Origin of the sequence: Streptomyces sp. NPDC002088, assembly GCF_040296605.1 — a bacterium.
Classification (GTDB): Bacteria; Actinomycetota; Actinomycetes; order Streptomycetales; family Streptomycetaceae; genus Streptomyces.
Genome location: NZ_JBEOXO010000090.1, coordinates 1 through 2,792, shown reverse-complemented (window position 1 = coordinate 2,792; position 2,792 = coordinate 1). Strand labels below are relative to the sequence as shown.

The 2,792-nt window shown below is 72.8% G+C and carries 3 protein-coding genes; all 3 read right to left on the bottom strand.

Going from position 1 to position 2,792, the window contains the following annotated elements; genetic code table 11:
* Positions 1–1,019: GlgB N-terminal domain-containing protein (locus ABT114_RS50115; RefSeq protein WP_502988547.1), on the bottom strand; the 1,019-nt coding region annotated here is incomplete at its 3' end.
* 28 nt (positions 1,020–1,047) lie between these two features.
* Positions 1,048–2,466, bottom strand: coding sequence for a maltokinase N-terminal cap-like domain-containing protein (locus ABT114_RS50110; RefSeq protein WP_351153983.1), 1,419 nt, complete (start codon positions 2,464–2,466; stop codon positions 1,048–1,050).
* A gap of 83 nt (positions 2,467–2,549) precedes the next feature.
* Positions 2,550–2,792 (bottom strand): alpha-glucosidase C-terminal domain-containing protein (locus ABT114_RS50105; RefSeq protein ID WP_351153981.1); only part of this gene is annotated, 243 nt, incomplete at its 5' end.

Here is a 2,792-nt window from a genome sequence, read left to right as displayed (position 1 = left end):
AGATGAACCTCGTAGACGGAGAACGGCGCCTCGTGCACCGGCGTGTCCCCGCGGTGCGCCAGCCACTGCTCGTCGCCCCACTCGTAGTGCGAGGCGTGCACGATCGAGGCCGTTTCGGGCGGGGTCTGGGTGCGGCGGGCCAGCGGATCGGCGCGCACGGTCCGTGAACCGTCGGGGCGGGTGATCTCGAACTTGTACAGCTCGCCCTCGCCGATGCCCGGCACGAACAGCTCCCAGACCCCGGAGGAGCCCAGCGAACGCATCGGGTGTCCCGTGCCGTCCCAGAAGTTGAAGCCGCCCGTCACCCGCACCCCGCGCGCGTTCGGCGCCCACACCGTGAAGCGGGTGCCGGTCACGCCCTGGTGTGTCATCGGCTCGGCGCCGAGCGCCGTCCACAGCTGCTCGTGCCGGCCCTCGCCGATCAGGTGCAGGTCCAGCTCGCCCAGCGTGGGCAGGAAGCGGTAGGCGTCCTCGGTGTCCTGGACCGTCCCCTCGTACGCCACCAGGAGGCGGTACTCCGGGACGTCGTTCAGGGGGAGCAGGCCCGAGAAGAACCCGTCCCCGTCGTCGTGCAGTTCGGCGCGCAGGTTCCCGGCCACGACGGTCACGCCCAGCGCGTACGGGCGGAAGGTGCGGAAGGCCACGCCGCCGGGCGCCGGGTGGGCGCCCAGGACGGAGTGCGGGGCGTGGTGGGTGCCGTGGAGGAGGCGCTCGCGGTCGTGTGCGTCGACGGCGGGGGAGACGGCGAGGGGTATGGGCGCGGGCTCCGGCACGGGCTGCGCGGGCGGCTTCCTGGGGGTGGCCTGCTTCGGAGTCTTCTTGGTCGCCTTTTTGGCCACGGCTTTCGTGGTGACGGCTTGCTCGGCCACGGCCTTCTTGGCTGCCGCTTTCTTCGTCACCGCTTCCTTCGCCACTGCCTTCTTCGCGACCGCCTTCTTTGCCACCGCCTTCTTCGCTGTCGTCTTCTCCTCGGCCGTCTTCTTCGGATGCGAACCGTTGGACGAAGGGCTGGGGGTCACGGACGGAGCCTCCTGGGCGAGGGTGAGGTCAGGACAGGTCGGGCGCGGCGAGGCGGCGCACCGCGGACAGCGGGACCGGGAGCCAGTCGGGGCGATGCCGGGCTTCGTAGAGGACCTCGTAGACCGCCTTGTCCGTCTCGTAAGCCCGCAGCAGTACGGGGTCGGTGCGCGGGTCCGGGGCGCCGGCCTCGGCGTACCCGGTGCAGTAGGCGGCCCGGCAGGCGTCCGCCCAGCCCGGCACCGGCGGGCTCGCGGAGTGTTCGGCGTAGTCGAAGGAGCGCAGCATCCCCGCGATGTCCCGCACCGCGGGCTGCGGCATCCGCCGCTCGGCCAGCGGCTTGGCCGGCTCTCCCTCGAAGTCGATCAGCGACCAAGCTCCCCCACCGCTCGACGCGTGGGAGGTGCCCCCGGACGGCGAGCGTAGACACTGGCCGAGGTGCAGGTCGCCGTGGATGCGCTGGGCGGTCCAGGTCCGGCCCTCGGCGGCCAGGTCGGCCAGCGCCGCGAAGGCGGTGTACAGGCCGGGAGCGTACGGGCGCAACGCGGGCACCGCCTGCGCGGCCGCGTCGAGGCGCTCGACCATGCCGTCGACCAGCGGCCGCAGCTGCGCGTGCCCCACGGTCACCGTGGGCAGCGCCCGGGCGAGCGCCGTGTGCACCTCGGCCGTGGCGCGCCCCAGGGCCCGCGCCTCGGCGACGAAGTCCTCGCCCTTGGCCAGCTCGCGCAGCGCCAGCTCCCAGCCGTCCGAGGCGCCCTGCAGGAACGGCTGGAGCACGCCCAGGACGTACTCCTCGCCCGACAGCTCCGCCCGCAGCCACGCCGTGGGTGCCGGTACGCGCGCGCAGCCCTCGCGGGCCAGGGCCAGCGGCAGCTCCAGGTCGGGGTTGGTGCCGGGGACGACGCGGCGCAACAGCTTCAGGATGAACGTATCTCCGTAGACCACCGACGAGTTGGACTGCTCGGCGGTCATCACCCGTGGTACCAGACCGCTCCGGATCTCCTGGCCGCGGTCCCGCTCGAAACGCAGCCCGCCGATGCGGGCCTGGGAGCGCAGGGCTTCCAGGAGCACATCGGCGGGCCGGGGGTCGTACAGGGCCTCGTACACCGTCCGTCCGGCGAGTGGCCCTTGAGCCACGTGTCCTATCAGCGCGGGCGCCAGCCGAGGCGGCAGCGCCTCGCGCGCGCCTATCAGGAGCTGGTAACAGTCACCGGGGTGGGCCGGGGCGCCCAGCGTGGACGGCTGGTGGGCGCGCACCAGCAGGTGGTACAGGCCCAGCGTGCCGCCCGCCGGCAGCAGTTCGGTGGCCGCGACCAGCGAGAAGCCGGTGACGGGGCGTCCCTTGCCCGCGAACCAACGCTGCCGTGGCAGCCACTCCCGCAGCAGCGGAGCCAGGGACGCAAGGAGGCCGGGGCTTGTGGTTGCGGTGCGAGTGACGGCTTCCGACATGGGTCGCGTCCTTTCCCCGGGGGGTCGGGGTGTTACTGATGCGTGCCCCGGGCGGGGCGGGGGAAACCGCCCCGCCCGGGCTTCTAGGCGGCGTCTTTGCGGAGCCGGAACCAGTAGAAGCCGTGCCCTGTCAGAGTCAGCAGGTACGGCAGCTCGCCGATGGCCGGGAAGCGCACCCCGCCGAACAGCTCGACCGGATGCCTCCCGTGGAACGCCCGCAGATCGAGCTCGGTCGGCTGGGCGAAGCGGGAGAAGTTGTGCACGCACAGGACGAGGTCGTCCCCTTCGCCCTCTGTGGGAGGGGCTTCGCGCAGGAAGGCGAGGAC

What these genes read in the sequence shown, in the direction of transcription:
- ABT114_RS50110 (WP_351153983.1), bottom strand. Translation starts at nt 2,466, where the DNA reads ATGTCGGAAGCCGTCACTCGCACCGCAACCACAAGCCCCGGCCTCCTT.